This window comes from Pseudodesulfovibrio profundus (assembly GCF_900217235.1).
In the GTDB taxonomy this organism is placed as follows: domain Bacteria; phylum Desulfobacterota; class Desulfovibrionia; order Desulfovibrionales; family Desulfovibrionaceae; genus Pseudodesulfovibrio; species Pseudodesulfovibrio profundus.
In genome coordinates this window covers 2,041,384-2,056,364 of sequence record NZ_LT907975.1, presented here as the reverse complement: position 1 = coordinate 2,056,364, position 14,981 = coordinate 2,041,384, and the positions used below count along the sequence as shown (strand labels likewise).

At 51.5% G+C, this 14,981-nt stretch carries 15 protein-coding genes; 5 read left to right on the top strand and 10 right to left on the bottom strand.

Features of this window, described 5'->3' with window-relative positions; genetic code table 11:
* Positions 1–58 precede the first annotated feature (58 nt).
* A complete protein-coding gene (locus DPRO_RS09770; RefSeq protein WP_157917431.1) occupies positions 59–877 on the top strand; it encodes a substrate-binding periplasmic protein in 819 nt (272 codons plus the stop codon).
* Positions 878–935: 58 nt separating this feature from the next.
* Here DPRO_RS09770 and DPRO_RS09765 read toward each other — a convergent pair whose 3' ends face one another.
* Positions 936–1,112 carry a hypothetical protein gene (locus DPRO_RS09765; RefSeq protein ID WP_157917430.1) on the bottom strand — a complete coding sequence of 59 codons (177 nt, stop codon included), beginning with the start codon at positions 1,110–1,112 and terminating at the stop codon, positions 936–938.
* Positions 1,113–1,184: 72 nt separating this feature from the next.
* Positions 1,185–1,754, bottom strand: a complete 570-nt coding sequence (locus tag DPRO_RS09760) for an Hsp20/alpha crystallin family protein (protein WP_097011873.1) — start codon at positions 1,752–1,754, stop codon at positions 1,185–1,187.
* A gap of 386 nt (positions 1,755–2,140) precedes the next feature.
* Between DPRO_RS09760 and DPRO_RS09755 the strand changes: the two genes are divergently transcribed.
* Positions 2,141–3,589 carry a catalase gene (locus tag DPRO_RS09755; protein WP_097011872.1) on the top strand — a complete coding sequence of 483 codons (1,449 nt, stop codon included), beginning with the start codon at positions 2,141–2,143 and terminating at the stop codon, positions 3,587–3,589.
* Positions 3,590–3,703: 114 nt separating this feature from the next.
* On the opposite strand, the gene proX (DPRO_RS09750) is transcribed toward DPRO_RS09755, so the two are convergent.
* The 8 genes from proX (DPRO_RS09750) to DPRO_RS09715 all read right to left on the bottom strand — a co-directional run bounded on the left by proX (DPRO_RS09750) (position 3,704) and on the right by DPRO_RS09715 (position 12,275).
* Positions 3,704–4,726, bottom strand: a complete 1,023-nt coding sequence (proX, locus tag DPRO_RS09750; protein ID WP_097011871.1) for a glycine betaine/L-proline ABC transporter substrate-binding protein ProX — start codon at positions 4,724–4,726, stop codon at positions 3,704–3,706.
* Positions 4,727–4,868: 142 nt separating this feature from the next.
* The gene (gene proX / locus DPRO_RS09745; protein WP_097011870.1) at positions 4,869–5,891 is read right to left on the bottom strand and encodes a glycine betaine/L-proline ABC transporter substrate-binding protein ProX; all 1,023 of its coding nucleotides are present in this window, start codon (positions 5,889–5,891) and stop codon (positions 4,869–4,871) included.
* A gap of 141 nt (positions 5,892–6,032) precedes the next feature.
* Positions 6,033–7,040: a glycine betaine/L-proline ABC transporter substrate-binding protein ProX gene (proX, locus tag DPRO_RS09740; RefSeq protein ID WP_097011869.1), complete on the bottom strand. Its 1,008-nt coding sequence runs from the start codon at positions 7,038–7,040 to the stop codon at positions 6,033–6,035.
* A gap of 26 nt (positions 7,041–7,066) precedes the next feature.
* The gene (locus tag DPRO_RS09735; RefSeq protein ID WP_097011868.1) at positions 7,067–7,897 is read right to left on the bottom strand and encodes an ABC transporter permease; all 831 of its coding nucleotides are present in this window, start codon (positions 7,895–7,897) and stop codon (positions 7,067–7,069) included.
* 2 nt (positions 7,898–7,899) lie between these two features.
* Positions 7,900–9,120: a glycine betaine/L-proline ABC transporter ATP-binding protein ProV gene (gene proV, locus DPRO_RS09730; protein ID WP_097011867.1), complete on the bottom strand. Its 1,221-nt coding sequence runs from the start codon at positions 9,118–9,120 to the stop codon at positions 7,900–7,902.
* A 379-nt stretch (positions 9,121–9,499) separates the two neighbouring features.
* Positions 9,500–10,253 (bottom strand): IS5 family transposase gene (locus tag DPRO_RS09725; RefSeq protein WP_097010290.1). Its coding sequence is split into 2 segments (ribosomal slippage): positions 9,500–9,917 and positions 9,916–10,253, totalling 756 coding nucleotides; the frame shifts between segments, so codons are not numbered across the junction.
* A 541-nt stretch (positions 10,254–10,794) separates the two neighbouring features.
* Positions 10,795–11,130: a Fur family transcriptional regulator gene (locus DPRO_RS09720; protein WP_232005789.1), complete on the bottom strand. Its 336-nt coding sequence runs from the start codon at positions 11,128–11,130 to the stop codon at positions 10,795–10,797.
* Positions 11,131–11,249: 119 nt separating this feature from the next.
* Positions 11,250–12,275, bottom strand: coding sequence for a metal ABC transporter solute-binding protein, Zn/Mn family (locus DPRO_RS09715; protein WP_232005771.1), 1,026 nt, complete (start codon positions 12,273–12,275; stop codon positions 11,250–11,252).
* Between the two features lie 299 nt (positions 12,276–12,574).
* Here DPRO_RS09715 and DPRO_RS09710 point away from each other — a divergent pair, with 299 nt between their 5' ends.
* Genes DPRO_RS09710 through DPRO_RS09700 form a run of 3 tightly spaced genes read left to right on the top strand, consistent with a single transcriptional unit; the run spans position 12,575 to position 14,969 of the window.
* Entirely contained in the window at positions 12,575–12,949 is a 375-nt protein-coding gene (locus tag DPRO_RS09710; protein WP_157917429.1) for a hypothetical protein, read from the top strand.
* An 18-nt stretch (positions 12,950–12,967) separates the two neighbouring features.
* Positions 12,968–13,816 (top strand): Rab family GTPase, encoded by an 849-nt coding sequence (locus DPRO_RS09705; protein ID WP_157917428.1) that lies wholly within the window; start codon positions 12,968–12,970, stop codon positions 13,814–13,816.
* The gene (locus DPRO_RS09700; RefSeq protein ID WP_097011863.1) at positions 13,806–14,969 is read left to right on the top strand and encodes a hypothetical protein; all 1,164 of its coding nucleotides are present in this window, start codon (positions 13,806–13,808) and stop codon (positions 14,967–14,969) included. Before DPRO_RS09705 ends, DPRO_RS09700 begins: the two co-directional genes overlap by 11 nt.
* The last annotated feature ends 12 nt before the right edge of the window (positions 14,970–14,981 follow it).

The following is a 14,981-nucleotide window of genomic DNA, read 5'->3' as shown; positions in this document are numbered from 1 at the left end:
CAGGGGATTTACCCTTACCCCCCTTGCGTAACCGATGGGAGTTTGTCATTACCCGATTATGAGACACGGAAAACGATCATCCATCATCGCATGCCGAACCATTCCTCTCTTCACGTTGAAAGGTATGACATGCTTCCTGATCGCCATGCTCCTCTCTCTTACCATTACCCACTCTGCCCTGTCCCGCTCCCTCCACCTTGTCACCGAACCCTGGGAGCCATTCGTCTATGTCGAGGACGGGCAACCCACCGGAGTGGATTTTGAGGTCGTCCGATCCGTATTCGAGCAAATGGGTATCGATATCCATGTCGAGTTTCTGCCGTGGAAACGCTGCCTCAACATGATCAAGGAAGGTGAAGCTGACGCCCTGCTCGACGTTTCGATAACCACCGACAGGCTGGCCTACATCCTCTTTCCAGAGGAACCCCTTTCAAACAGTAATTCCAACATCTTTTACCTGAATAACAAACCGCTCACCTACCATTCCCTGGCCGACCTTTCCGGCATGACCATAGGGACCCAGTTCGGGTATTCGTATTCAGCCGATTTCGACAAGGCAGACAATTTCACCAAAGAACCGGTCAGCGACATAGCCTTCAACATACGCAAACTGATGGCTGGAAGAATCGATGCGTTCATTGCCAATCGAGTCTTCGGTGAACAGGCCGTTCGCGCAAAAGGACTGCAAAACGTCATTTCCTTCGCCCCAACCCCGATCAGCGGAGGCAACCTATTCATAGGTTTCTCCAGAAAACGCGCCACAGCGGACTTTGTGCGTCAGTTCGACCATGCACTGCAGGAGTTTAAGAAAACGTCGGGATATGCCGCCATACGCGAACGATACAGTCTTCCTGTGGAGTGCCCCTCATCCAAATAGAAAGGCAGCCCCATGTGTTAAGGACTGCCTACGCATTACTCCACCATCACGATGATTGTTACTGTGGAGGTGAGCTGACGGCCACAGCGGCAGCAGTTCCGTGGGCCGCCTGAGCCGACATGCCCTCATTTTCCAGCAATGGCTTTGCACCGCTCCGACAGCGGGGACAAATGGTTTCGTGGATCAATTCGTCCCAAGGGCCTTTCCAGTCGCAATTGACGCACTGATAATGCATTTCTTCCTCCTGGTTGAGCATGTGAAGAGACCCCGCCTGACGGCAGGGTCTCATTTTCATATTGGTAATTGACTACTGGGCAGAAGTGCTTTCTACCGCGATTTTACGGGCATTCCCTTCAACAACTTTGGTTCTCGGCATGGTGATGCACAATACGCCCTTGTCGAGCTTGGCGTTGATGTTGTCCCGATCAGCATCCTTGGGAACATTGAGCACCCTGCGGAAAGAGCCATAGGAACGCTCCACCCGATAGTACCCTTTGTCTTCGGTTTTTTCCTCATGCTGCTTCTGGGCGGAAAGGACGAGCATGTCGTCACGCAGTTCAACGCTGAGGTCTTTTTCGTCCACGCCGGGCAGGTCGACCTCCACCACGTACTCCTTGTCCGTACCGTACACATCCACGCTGGGCTTGATCGCAGCTTTACTCAGGCCGCTGCCAGGCCACTGATGCATGCGTCCCGGCGACGGAAGGCCGAAGCCCGAAAACACGGAATCAACCATACGATCAAATTCTGCATGGAACTGGTCCAGCGGAGAATGGGTCCTCTGTGCCATCTCCCCGGTTTGGGTGACCGGAAGATTTTGCTCTTGTTCGTTTTCTTTTTTGAACCAATTCCAAGGGTTCAACTTTGCAATAGTCATAGCATCCTCCAAGGAAGTTAAAGGTTAACTGAGTACGCATTGAATAAAGCAGACACGTCGCAAGTCAAGATTTTACAAAGCCTATTACTAAAAAATTTTAACCAATTTTTCCTGAATGTTAGAAACACAACTTTCAAAATCCTAGTTGCATTGGATACATCGACCATCCGACCGCAAAAAGACCCCTCCTCTAGATGCATCCTGTACATTTTCCATGACGCATCCGAAACCCGACTGCATTCTTAAAGTTGAAACCAATTTCACTATTCTAGTTGAGATATGGCTGATTTTTGCTACGCTGGTGCGGAAAATCTTTAACGGATTGATTTAACCGTTCAGTAGGCAACCTTTAATTCGATGTATAATCCGAGATAAGGAGTCATTCGATGGTAAAAGGATCAAAAGTTACAACCAATGATGCAGGAATCCCCGTTTCAAGTGATGAGTTTTCATTGAGCGTCGGAGCCGACGGCCCGATTGTTCTCCATGATCACTACCTCATGGAGCAGATGGCCAACTTCAATCGCGAGATGATACCGGACCGTCAGCCACATGCCAAAGGATCCGGGGCATTCGGCCACTTTGAAGTAACCCACGACGTCAGCGCCTACACCCGGGCAGCGCTCTTCCAGCCCGGCACCAAAACCGATGTGCTCACCCGATTCTCCACTGTTGCCGGTGAAAGCGGCAGCCCTGACACATGGCGTGATGTGCGCGGGTTCGCAGTGAAGTTTTACACCAGTGAAGGCAACTACGACATGGTCGGCAACAATACGCCGGTCTTCTTCATCCGTGATCCCATGAAATTCCACCACTTCATCCATTCACAAAAGCGTCGCGCCGACAGTGGACTCCGAGATGCCGACATGCAGTGGGATTTCTGGACACTCTCCCCTGAGTCCGCCCATCAGGTCACCATTCTCATGAGTGATCGCGGTATTCCAAAAAGCTATCGTCACATGAACGGCTACACGAGCCACACCTACATGTGGGTCAACGCCAAAGGAGAAAAGTTCTGGGTCAAATACCACTTCAAGACCGATCAGGGCATTGAAACCCTCACCCAGGAAGAAGGCGACCGTATCGCCGGTGACGATGCCGATTATCACCGCCGTGATCTCTTCGATGCGATCAGCAAGGGTGACTTCCCCAGTTGGACATTAAAAGTCCAGATCATGCCTTTTGAGGACGCCAAGACCTATCGATTCAACCCGTTTGATCTGACAAAGGTCTGGCCCCATGAAGACTATCCGCTGCACGAGGTTGGAAAACTGACTCTCGATCGCAACCCAACCGACTTCCATTCGGAAATCGAACAGGCCGCTTTTGAGCCGAACAGCATGCCCCCCGGGATCGGACCCAGCCCGGACAAAATGCTACTGGCCCGCCTGATCTCCTACGCGGACGCCCACCGCGCACGCCTCGGCGTCAACTACAAGCAGATCCCGGTAAACAAGCCCATTGTACCGGTCAACAACTACAGCAAGGGCGGGACCATGCGTATCGACAAGGTCTCCGACCCTGTCTACGCCCCCAACTCCAAGGGCGGTCCGGTTCCTGACGCTGAGAAGTACCCGGAACAGACCGGCTGGGATGCCAGCGGCGAATTTATTCGGGCAGCGTACACGCTCCGTAAGGATGACGATGATTTCGGCCAGCCCGGAACGCTGGTACGCGAAGTGATGAACGACGCACAACGCGAAGCACTGGTGAACAACGTCATCGGCAGTCTGGGCGGTGTCAGCAAGCCGGTCCTGGAACGAGTCTATGAATACTGGACCAATATTGACGCTGAAATCGGCAAACGCATCAAGGAAGGTAACGAGGCCAAGTAACACCCCTCTGCCACTTAAAGGGTGCCAGTTGCTAGACACTGGCCGAATACCAACAAAAAAGCCCCGGGGGGGACATCCCCCGGGGCATACTTTCGCATTCGCCAAACGGATTGCTTATTGGGCGGCCTTGCGGGCAGCCTCAAGCCATCCATTCCATTTTTCCTGATTGTCGGCAATCCACTCATCCACATGCTTGGCAATGTGCTTGTCGGTCTTCTCGCCTTCATTCATGCGGGTATTCTGCGCGTTGATGTCGATTAACGGCAGCTCAAACACTTCCATGAAGCGCTTGGCAGCCGGATTGGCTTCCATGAACTTCTTGTTGGCGACAAGACGGATATCGGAAACCACAAATCCCAGCTTGATAGGATCGGATACCGCACCATCGATGCCGGAAACAGTCATCCGCTCCTTGGCCGGAGCCTGCGCTTCGGTGGGAACTATTTCCGGGACACCGATCCACATGACATCCTTGCCGGGCTTCAGCTTGAAGATCGTCCAGTTGGGAGCCCAGGTATAGAAGAAGACCGGCTCGCCAGCCTTGAAGGAGCCGAGGGCATCAGCCATGCCCGCTTCATAGGAGGCTTTGACCGGGTTGATGTGGTCATCAAGGTCATACTCCTTCATGTGGTGGGTAATGATATTTTCACATCCCCAACCCGGAGGGCAGGCGGTCAGGTCGGCCTTGCCGTCACCATTTTTATCGAACGCCTTCTTCACTTCATCGCGCTTGAAATCATCAAGGGTCTTGATGTTGTACTTTTCCACATGTTCCTTGCTGACAAGGTATCCCTGAAGACCACCGGCCTTGACCACATAGCCTACCGTGTCAGCCTTTTCGTAGAAGTCTTTGGGCAACTGGCTGTTGTGATTGGGAAACCAGCCATTAGTCCAGTAATCCACATCACCCAGCGCTACGGTCTTGTAGAAAATGGGGTTCTGCAGGTCTTTTGGCTTATCCACTTCATATCCAAGTTCTTCCAGTCCACGACGGAACAGTGCTTCCTGAAAGAAGCCGGTGTTCCAGGTGGCACGAGCGGGCTGAACCGTAACCCCTTTTCCGGGTTTCAGATCCATGGCCATGGCGCTGGAAGCCATGATGGTAATACAAAGTACGGCAAGCAAAAAACGACGCATACACTCTCCTTGGTTATGATTAGTCATATTCCCGCTGCCAATTGGGTATGGCGACGGGCAACGGTCCAACTTTCAAGCGTCAGACCGATAAAAAAGGGAGCGCATTTCTGCGCCCCCCTTGTTCATTTATGTAGTGTGGGAGCTACTTGGCAGCCTTGCGAGCGGCTTCGAGCCAGCCCTGCCAGGTGTCCTGGTTGGCTGCGATCCATTCATCCACATGCTTGGCGATATCCTTCTGGGATTTTTCGCCTTCGTTCATGCGGGTGTTCTGGGCTGCGATATCCACCAACTCGAGCTTGAAGTTCTTGAGGAAGGTGGCTGCTGCGGGATTGTCCGCGAGGAATTTCTTGTTGGCGACGACCATGATGTCGGCAACAACAAAACCCGGGCTCAGGGTTTCGGTGACAGCACCGGTAACACCGGTTGCGACCATGCGATCTTCACTGCCCTTCTGGTCTTCAGTGGGGATGATCTTGGGGACATTGATCCACATGACATCCTTGCCGGGCTGGAACTTGAAGACGGTCCAGTTGGGGGTCCAGGTGTAGAAGAAGACAGGCTTGCCGGCCTTGTACTCACCCAGAGCTGCGGCCATGCCAGCTTCGTAGGAAGCCTTGACCGGATTGATGTGATCACGCAGGTCATACGCGTCGAGGTGATGTTTGATGGTCTTTTCGCAACCCCAACCCGGAGGGCAGGCGGTCAGATCGGCTTTGCCATCACCATTGGAATCAAATGCTTTTTTAACTTCGGGTCGTTTGAAATCATCAAGGGATTTGATGCCGAACTTTTCCACTTCTTTTTTGGAAACCAGGTAACCCTGCAGACCACCGGCCTTGACGACGTAGCCCACTTTCTCGGCCTTTTCGTCAAAATCCTTGGGGGTCTGAGAATCATGCATGGGGAACCAACCGTTCACCCAGTAGTCCACATCACCAAGGGCGACGGACTTGTAAAAAATCGGGTTTTGCAGATCCTTGGGTTTATCAACGGTATATCCCAGTTCCTCCAGACCACGACGGGCCAGAGCTTCCTGGAAGAAGCCGGTGTTCCAGGTGGCGCGACCGGGTTTCAGGGTCACACCTTTTCCAGGTTTCATGTCCATGGCCATGGCGCTGGACGCCATGACAGCGATACAAAGTACGGCAAACAAAAAACGACGCATACACTCTCCTTGGTTACTATTTACCCACATCCTGTGCCTCCTCAACGAAGCACAGAATCAGTCAATAGCCCTTATGGCTACGACAGGCTAAAAAAAGGGAGCGCATAAATGCGCTCCCTTGTCCTTATTTCATCTTGGAAGCTACTTGGCCGCCGCCTTGCGAGCAGCATCAAGCCAAGCATTCCACTTGTCCTGATTCTTGGCGATCCAGTCATCCACATGCTTGGCGATGTCCTTGTCGGACTTTTCACCTTCGTTCATGCGGGTGTTCTGCTCACTGACATCCGACAGCGGCAGGGTGAAGTTCTCCAGGAAGGTGGCAGCAGCCGGGTTCTTGGCAAGGAACTTCTTGTTGGCAACGACGGTGATGTCATACACGACAAAACCGGGACGAAGGGGATCGGAAACAGCACCTTCGATACCGGAAACAGTACCTTCGGTGTCGCCCTCTTCAGGCACGTTGATCCACATGACATCCTTACCGGGCTTCAGCTTGTACACGGTCCAGTTCGGGGTCCAGGTGTAGAAGAAAGCCGGCTTGCCGGACTTGTATGCACCCAGGGCGGAAGCCATGCCGGCTTCGTAGGAAGCCTTGATCGGCTTGACGTAATCCTTGAGGTCATACACTTCCATGTGCTTGGAAATAACCTTTTCACAACCCCAGCCCGGAGGGCACGCGGTCAGATCGGCCTTGCCGTCGCCATTGAGGTCAAACGCCTTGATAACTTCCGGGCGCTTGAAGTCTTCGAGAGACTTGATGCCGAACTTTTCCACTTCCTTCTTGGAAACGAGGTATCCCTGCATGCCACCGGCCTTGATGATCGGGCTCAAAATGGAAGCCTTCTCATGGAAGTTCTTGGGCAGCTGAGGGTTGTGCAGCGGGAAGTTGCCGTTGCACCAGTAGTCGATGTCGCCCAGGGTGATGGTCTTGTAGGCGATGGGGTTTGTCAGGTCTTTGGGCTTCTTGACATCATAGCCAAGCTCTTCAAGACCACGACGGGCAAGGGCTTCCTGGAAGAAACCGGTGTTCCAGGTGGCGCGTGCAGGACGCAGGGTAACGCCGTCGCCGGGCTTCATATCCATGGCCATGGCAGTGGACGCGATCATGATCGCGCACAGAGCCGCCAGGATGATTTTGGTGAATTTCATGTATCCTCCTAGGATTACTGTTTGAGTTATTTTCTCTGCGCCATGGACTGGGTGATGCGGTCAAGCACGATAGCCATGAGAACGATGCCCACGCCACCGACAACAGCACGCCCGATATCAAGGGTATTCAACCCGAGAATAACAGGGGAACCCAACCCACCGGCACCAATGAGCGCGGCGATGACGACCATGGAAAGGGCCATCATGATAGTCTGGTTCAGGCCGGCCAGAATGGTCGGCAGAGCCAAGGGGATTTGTACTTTCATCAGAACCTGCCAACGGGTTGCGCCGAAGGCCTGGGCCGCTTCGACCAGCTCGGGGTGAACCCCGCGGATACCGAGGCTTGTAAGCCTGATGATAGGGGGCAAGGCAAAAATGATCGTGGCAAAAACACCGGCGACGTTACCCACGGAGAAGAGCATGACAATGGGAACGAGGTAGACGAATGCCGGGGTGGTCTGCATGGCGTCCAGAATGGGACGCAGAGTCATTTCAAATCGATCGCTGCGCCCGGCCATGATGCCGAGAGGCACACCGAACAGGGTACAAATGACAACCGAGGAAAGGACCATGGCCAAGGTGATCATGGTGTCTTCCCAAAGGCCGAGAAGGCCGACAAAAAACATGGCGGCTGCCGAGAAGATGGCCAATCGCTTGCCGGAAAACTTCCATGCGGCAAAACAGACAACGGCGATGATGATAAGCGGATGAATGGCGTTCAGCCCATGCTCGAAGCCGTTGAGCAACTGCTCGACAGGCCATTTGAGCATCTGGAAGACATCACGGTAGTTGTCCACCAACCATTCAACAAAAACCGAAACCCATTGGTCTAGGGGGATTACTACGTCTTCAAACATGTTTAGTTATCTCCTTCGGTATGAATGGCTTCTTCGGTCCGGTGCAATGTCCGCAGGAAGCGGTTCTTCGAGACAACGCCCTTGAAGACATTGTCCTCATTCACGACCGGAATGGGCCAGGTTCCATCAGCAAGCTGGGGCAGGATTTCCTGCATGGACTCATCAGCCTTAACTGCGCTTGCTTCGCTCAGGAAGACCTGCTTGAGGGATTTATCCGGCAGATCGGCTTCCAATGCGTTTCTGATACCTTCGGAGGAAACGACACCGAGGAAACGGTGACGGGCATCCAGTACAAAGCCGTGCTCACGTTCGCTACCGCTGAGAATTTCGTGGGCAGCGCGCAGGCTTCCTTCCTTCTTGACAACGATTGTCGGGTGCGTATCACGCACGATGTCGCCAGCGCTGATAACGTTGGTCGGATCGACTCCGCGGAAGAATGCGCGGACATAATCGTTGGCGGGGTTCTGTAAAATCTCGTCCGGTGTACCGACCTGAACGACCTGGCCGCCTTCCATGATGGCGATACGGTCGCCGATGCGCAATGCTTCGTCGAGGTCATGAGAGATGAATACGATGGTACGTTCGTCTTCTTCCTGCAACTTGAGCAGCTCATCCTGCATTTCGGTACGGATGAGTGGATCGAGTGCCGAGAAGGCTTCGTCCATAAGAAGAATTTCCGGGTCGACGGCAAGCCCGCGGGCTAAACCGACACGCTGCTGCATACCGCCACTGAGCTGGCTGGGGTATTGATCTTCCCAACCTTTCAAGCCGACCTGTTCCAAGGCCTGCATGGCGCGTTCATAACGCTTTTCTTTTTCCACTCCAGCCAATTCCAGGCCGAAGGATGCGTTATCAAGTACAGTCTGGTGCGGCATCAGCGCAAAAGACTGAAAGACCATGCTCATGTTGTGCAGGCGGAAACGGACCAGTTCATCCTGATCCATAGCTGTAACGTCTTGCCCGTCAACCAGAACACGCCCCGAGGTCGGTTCGATCAGCCGATTAAGCATTCGTACAATGGTCGACTTGCCCGAACCGGACAGTCCCATGATAACGAATATTTCTCCGGCTTCGATGGTGAAGGACGCATTGTCTACGCCAACAGTCATACCGGTTTTGTCAAGAACGGACTGCTTGTCATGACCATCCTTGAGCATTCCAAGAGCCTTATTCGGCTTGTTGCCGAATATTTTGTATAAATTTTCTACGCGGATTTTACCCATAGTTACTCCGTTTAAAGAAACGACAGACCCATCGCCGTCCGGCGATCGGGCCACCCCTGTAGATGAGATATTATGACAACGCTAAAGGAACCCGGTCACGAAGTCCGCATGGGATCGTGACCAAGGACTTCCCATAGGCAGGTGAGTCCTCAGATTGTGTATTGCACTCTGTATGATTTGGCATGTCACTAACAGTAATAGTAGAGCCGGTTGTTGATTTTCAACTGTCGTAGAGTCAATCTGATGATAATTTGAAATAGTACATTGATATGGATATGCAATAAATCAAACAACAGTGTATGTTGTAGCAGCATCCAAAGGGCGCCTGAAAAACACTGCCAGACCATGATTAAGCAAATGTCCTAGGGTGTGTCGACAATCACTTCAGCCACAGCCACATTGCTCCTACGTACACGAAAGCAAGATAGGACGTCGCCAGCTTGTCGTATCGTGTTGCAATCCTTCGAAACTGTTTTAAATTTCCAAACATACACTCTATAGCACTTCGCTCCTTATAGAGATGTTTGTCATATGTTCGCCTTGTCTTTCTGTGAGAGCGAGGAGGGACAACCGGATTGGCATTCATGGCTTCAATTGCCATTACAATTTCATCTGAATCATAGCCCTTATCAGCAAGGACATGCTCGGCAGCCTGTCCTTCAATAAGCGGAATCGCCATACTGCAATCCGCTGTATTTCCAGGTGTTAATATGAATTTAGTTGGACATCCGAGAGCATCTGTGGCAGCATGGACTTTCGTTGAAAACCCTCCTCTAGATTTCCCCACCGACTGCTGGAGGTGCCCCCTTTCCGCCAGCCGAATGCTGATGAGCTCGCACTATTGTGCTGTCAATCATGAGCCATTCAGTATCAGCGTCTACCGCAAGCGTGTTGAAGATCATTTGCCATACACCTTTCTTGGCCCAGCGGATAAATCTCTTATGGACCGAAGACCACTTGCCATAGCTTTCTGGCAAATCTCGCCAAGGCGCCCCTGTCTTGCCAATCCACATGACTGCATCAATGAATAGCCTGTTATCTTTTGCAGTTACACCGCAGTCACTTTGTTTTCCTGGAAGATATTCTTTGATTTTATCCCACTGATCGTCGCGTAGAGCGTGTCTTTTTTGCACTGCCAACCTCCTGCCAAGAAGTATAGCAAATCTCAGAATGATTGTCGACACGCCCTAAGTTTTACCCTACAAGAATATATCAGATATGTCAAAAATAGACATTTTGTAGTTAGTCAGGGGGTAAAATATAACATTGATCGACGCGCCACTCTTAACGATAAATAAAAGATCAGCCACGTCAACCTTTCGGTCCCGACGCCTCCGATAATCAGCCGTATTTTGTCCAAGAATTTCAAACTCAGACTATTGATTTATATGCATAAACAATTTTTTTGAAAAAAAATTACAATACACGTTTTTCCGGGCGCTCAAACTGCCCCCACCACCATTCCTACGCACACTCCTCCGCCCACTCAGCATGCGCATCTCCTTGCCCACTGGCAGGGCGTTAACCACATGGATGTTTCAGGGAAAGGCAAAATGCTTTTCCCTGAAAATCACAAGGGCGAACAAGCTGGGTTTCATAGCCCAGCCTGCCCGCCCTTTGCCATTGGTACGAACTTTTGAACGGAACGATGTCCCGTCACCCTACAGCAACCCGTCAGTGCTTATGGGATGCACAATGCGAACACATTCCCTCCAAGTGGAGATCAACACGCTGAACCGACATGGGTACTGCATTGACGACTGCATCTTGGTTGAAATGTAGTGTTACATTGTCGACACACTGTACAACACCACATGAAGTACAATGAAAATGACTGTGATCATGACCGACACAATACAAATGCCCCTGCTCTCCAGACGATATCCTGTTGATCAAATCATTCTCGAACAGCAGATCAAGGATGCGGTACACTGTTACCCGATTCATCCTCCGGCGTAGCACAACCGCCTCCAAGACCTCTCGTGCTGAAACAGCATGTCCACTCTCCATTATAACAGCCAGAACGACCACGCGATTGGCTATGGGTCTCAACGAGGCCGACTCAAGCCTTTGTCGGGCCTCGCGCTCCACGGACAGGGAAATACCTGATACCAATTCTTCAGACATCATCACTGTGCACCCGCCACAAAAGCATCGGCAGCCTTACGCAGATTGCTCTCCCAATCCTCTGCCAAAGGATCAAGCGGGACAACATGACCACCAATCTCCGAAGCGATCACCTCGGCACTGCGCTGTGAAAACTGCGGCTGCACAAAGACAACTCGTATCCCCATCTCGCGGCAGCGCCTGATTACCTTGGCCAGATGCGCTGGACTGGGCTCGTTCCCGCCTTCTTCCACAGCGATCTGGGTCAAGCCATATCGATCAGCAAAGTATCCCCACGAAGGATGAAAGACCAAAAAGACTCTGTTGGCAGAAGGGAGGACGGTCAACCGATCCTGCACTGCTGCATGCAGTGCATCAGCTTCCACAACAAACGTATCCAGATTTCTCTTGTAGGTGGCTTCATTGCCCGGATCGACCAATACCAGCCCATTGTAAATGTTCACAGCCATATCCTTGACGCGAAGCGGATCGAGCCAGATATGCGGGTCTGCCATGCCACCCTCTGCACCATGAGAATCGTGACCGTGGGAATCATGATCGTCCTCTCCATGCTTGTGGGTTGCATGATCATTCTCGTGATCGTGAACCGCGTGGTCATGACCAGAGTGATCATGAGTTGCGTGCTCGTGGCCTGCATGCCCTTCATGGGCTTCGTGCCCATGCCCATGCTCGTGCTCGTGCGCCTCTATGGAAAGCTTCTCGATGCCGGCATCGGTATGAATCACAACCAGATCACTATTCGTGCCCTTGATGCGAGGCAGCCAGGAATCCTCCAATGTCACACCCACGGCAAAATACACCTTGGCTCTGGTCAGTGCCGCCATCTGCTTTGGCGTCGGCTCATACATATGAGGATTGGCTCCGGGCTGCACAAGCACGTGCACATCAACCAGATCACCCCCAATCCGCTCGATAAAGTACTTTTGCGGCAGAATGGTGGCATACACCTCCATTGCTGCGGCAACTCCCGGCATCGCCGCGAAGAACAATACCAACACCCCTGAAACAACTATTCTAGTTAACTGCATAATGCGCATCCTCGTTTTAAAAGAGATGGAACATACATAATGCAACAGAGTTGCTTTTTTTTGTCAACCATTGAGAATTCGCTGTTCTCGGACCATCTCAATGAAACAGGTACACAAATTCAAATATATGATATAAACTTGTTGATTTATTTTATTCATAAAACTATAACGTGTTCATGTTACGGAGCATTCACTTCATAGTTAAATCTATTGTGGGGGCGATTAGCGTATACAGCGCGGGTTTTATAATCATCCAGGCCATCAAAGGCGGTTTCGATGCTGCCCATAAGGCAATGGAGATGCCAGTCTTAACACTCTCCCCATATGCCATTGGGGGCTTGCTCATCTCATTGAGCACCCTGCTGTTCTACGGCAGCAACCAATTCAAAAAACGAATGCTCAAGCTCACATCCGGAAGAAGAACCATCCATAACATGCTCGACTTCATCCGGCTGACCGTAGCGGCTGTCATTCTTTGGTTGGGGATCAAGTATGCCGTACTGGCACACAATGTCTCGGAATGGTGGTTTCCGCTGTGCTTCACTCTTTTTTGCCTTTTGTCGTTCTGGTTCGAAGCCGCTGAAAGCGACCTTCCCTGGGAACAGCGCAATCCCGGCTATATCGGCAAACTGTCTGGCGCGTTTCTGATCGGAATCATCGAAATCATCATCTAACCAAAAGCGAGGCACGCAATGAAAGTCTGTATGATCGGCACCGGTGGTTCCGGGAAAACCGCTTATCTCTACCTGATGCTCAAGCGCATTATTATCGGCCCGGAAAACTGCACGATTGATCCAGGTGATTCGTATGTTCATCAGGAAATCGACATGAATCGTTGGCCCCTCAAAACCGACTATTTGCAAGACGACGGTACTTTCAAACCGAGCATTCTGAGAATCAACAGAACAACACGCAAGGGACCTTGCAGCGTCAACATTCCCGACATTTCCGGGGCAGTTTTTGAAGACCTTGATGAGATGCTGAAAGAAATCAACAAGGGTAATCGGAAAATAGGCCCCTCGCTTTTCAATAATGACCCCATGCATAAAGACCAACACAACATCCTGCGGTATATTGAAGGCTGTGGAGGAATCATCCTCCTCATTGATCTTCAACTCGAAAGAGAAAACAAAGACGAAGAATGGCGAAGGCACCTCTTTCAGACAGCCCAGGTCCTCAACCTGATACGTAAGCAAGTATTTCTTCCCGATTCTCCTTCAAAATATCGCCGCCCTCTCATGATCGTTCTTTCAAAGTCCGACCTGCTCAAAGACGACAGGAGTACGCCGGGCATGTTCGACGCCGGGGAAAAAGTACACGATTATCTAGTGAAAATTGGCGGTCAGCCAGTCATCGCTGCAGCAAATAATCTTTATGAAGAGGATTGCATCATCTACGCGATGCACTCAAGTGTGGTTGAAACCAAGCCCGACAGCAATAATGAGAAGCCTATTCCCAATTATCAGGCCTGCTTCAACTACCCTTACGATGAATACACAAAACAGTTCATGCTGTTCCTGGAGCGGCTCAATGATAAGTGAGCTCATCATCGGCACAGACAAAACATTGCGCAGGTGGGACGGGATTCCATTCATGGATATCCGTGGGCAGTTCCACCTGCTCAACTTGAAAGGGGATAGGCCGGCATATGTGTACCGGTCACAACCCATGGATGGCATGAGCGGCAGACCTGGAGAATTGACGGTAAAATGCTCTCTTTCAAAAGACCTTAAAGGTACAGCCCTTCCTGCCCTCTTCTTCATTCACCATGTGTTGAACTACCTTCGAGGGAAGAAGACGTACTTAACGGACCAGGACGTGGCTTCCTTTAATGCATCCGAAGAACTGGAACAGATGGTGACCGCATTCAACAATGGCGAATCATTCACTGCGGCTCCCTGGGGTGTTGGCTCTGAATCACCGGAACTCCCCGGTCTTTTGGATTCCTACGAGTATACCAAGTGCGATTATGGCCGATACACCGCCATACAACCCCGACAATCATGCGGTCACGGAGGACTGCTGGCCCTGATGATCGGCACAGCAGAAGAAGGGAAGGTATCCATAGCTCCTACGGGAATTGATTCCGCTGCCTTCGCACAAGCCCTTGCCAGAACAGGAGACATTCTCACACTCGGCCCCCGCTCAAGAAAGGTTATGGAAAATCATCTAGCCCCAAAGGGTTTCCTTGGACAATTGTTTGCCAGGAGAAGACAGGAAGAAGATCACACACTACGATTGCCCGAAGACCTCGCACTACCGGACTTCATCCGCCCTATCCCCTTTCACATCGCCCACAGGCTCCATGCAATGAACATCACACACAAGGAGTGGGCTCAAACCGCCGAAGACTACTCCATAGAACAACTGAAGGTGGAGGGGCTCAACGAGTTTGCTTCGCGGTCACTGACCGGAGTGGTGATCAGTCTGATCACCGTATTCAACACCATGGCTCAAGTCGGCATTGTCGAGTGGGATTCAAAAAAAAGCAGCCGTCTACTCATCAAATCTTCCGACAATAGCCCGATCCTCTCCCTGGGAGAGAAGTGCTTGACCACAGAGCTGCCGGGGATGACCGGAGGGGATAGAATGCACACCTTTATCGAGGCATCTTCAATGCTTGCCGACCATCTGGTTAAAACCCACGAAACGCATGAGGATAATACGGAATGTATAGTTACCTGTCCCATATAGATTGGATCGTCT